The organism is Schleiferilactobacillus perolens DSM 12744 (assembly GCF_001435585.1).
In the GTDB taxonomy this organism is placed as follows: domain Bacteria; phylum Bacillota; class Bacilli; order Lactobacillales; family Lactobacillaceae; genus Schleiferilactobacillus; species Schleiferilactobacillus perolens.
Window position 1 is genome coordinate 1 of the sequence record NZ_AZEC01000049.1, and the last position, 1,049, is coordinate 1,049.

A 1,049-nucleotide genomic window follows, 5' to 3' on the forward strand; every position below is an offset into this window, starting at 1 on the left:
GAGCTCTGTTTGAACTGGTTTAAGATACAAGGTATTCGGTTTACCCGTTTTTCGATCGTGAATGAACGCATTTTGTTTAATAGAACCGTCCGGATTAAAAATATCGGCCTGTTTTAAGCCCATAACGTCACTCACTCGCAGTAGCGTCGCTTTACCAACTTGAAAAATCGTATAGTTACGTCGGCCAGCTTTAAAGTTATTGAGTAACGTATCTTGAACCTCTTTAAGAACGTTTGAATCTTTGATGGGTAAGACAACTTGTCGCATAAGCTGTTAGTTCCTTTACTTTAAAATTAATTTAGTTGCAGAAAACCTAAAAATCGAATATTATAATGTAGTACGATGGTAAACTTAAAGGAGGCGGATTAGAATGAGTAATACTATTATTAAAAACAAGACAATTTCAACTCGTGTAACACCTGACATTAGTGAACGGGCTAAAGCTAATCTAGCAAAACAAGGGCTAACCGTTTCTGAGTATATACGCTTATCGTTAGTTAAAGCGGCCAATAATGAAGTTCGATTAGTCAGCTTTTTAGATTCTCCGGAAGCCTTAGCCGCTAAAAAAGAAGCAGAAACAGGGCAGGTCAAAAACATTGGTTCATTGACTGACTTTGAAGATTGGATCGATAAGTTAGATGCAAATTAAACAGACCAAATCTTTTGAACGTGAATTAAAAAAACTAGTCAAAAAACATTTCCCAATAACTGTCTTGAAGCCTTGTTTAGAAGCAATTGTTGAACAAGATGTACTTGTTTTGAAACAGATTAAAGATCATGCATTAAAAGGAAATTGGCGTGGCTATCGTGAATTTCACCCTGCCAGATATGGGAACTATGGTAAAAATTATGACAACTGGATTGTTATTTATCAGCTAGATCATGATGAATTGATTTTGTTATTGGTTGCAACTGGTTCCCATGAAATCTTGAATCAATAGCTATAGTTTAGGGGCACTTATAAAAAAATAAATTAAAATAGCCCCCAATATCTACATTATAGATATTGGGGGCTATTCTTTCAATGTTTTCGAGGGGCGATTTGGTAA

General features: G+C 35.5%; 3 protein-coding genes. 2 read left to right on the forward strand and 1 reads right to left on the reverse strand.

Annotated features, from left to right (window positions below; all coding sequences use genetic code 11):
• Positions 1-267: site-specific integrase (locus FD09_RS15530; protein WP_476707414.1), on the reverse strand; the 267-nt coding region annotated here is incomplete at its 3' end.
• A gap of 103 nt (positions 268-370) precedes the next feature.
• Between FD09_RS15530 and FD09_RS15535 the strand changes: the two genes are divergently transcribed.
• On the forward strand, positions 371-649 hold the full coding sequence (locus FD09_RS15535; RefSeq protein WP_003625288.1) for a plasmid mobilization protein: 279 nt from the start codon (positions 371-373) through the stop codon (positions 647-649).
• Positions 639-941, forward strand: coding sequence for a type II toxin-antitoxin system YafQ family toxin (locus FD09_RS15540; RefSeq protein ID WP_005917927.1), 303 nt, complete (start codon positions 639-641; stop codon positions 939-941). The genes FD09_RS15535 and FD09_RS15540 overlap by 11 nt, the downstream gene beginning before the upstream one ends.
• Positions 942-1,049 lie beyond the last annotated feature (108 nt).

Excerpts from the sequence above, each read along its gene's own strand:
- FD09_RS15535 (WP_003625288.1), top strand. The coding sequence starts at position 371 with ATGAGTAATACTATTATTAAAAACAAGACAATTTCAACTCGTGTAACA.
- FD09_RS15540 (WP_005917927.1), top strand. The coding sequence starts at position 639 with ATGCAAATTAAACAGACCAAATCTTTTGAACGTGAATTAAAAAAACTA.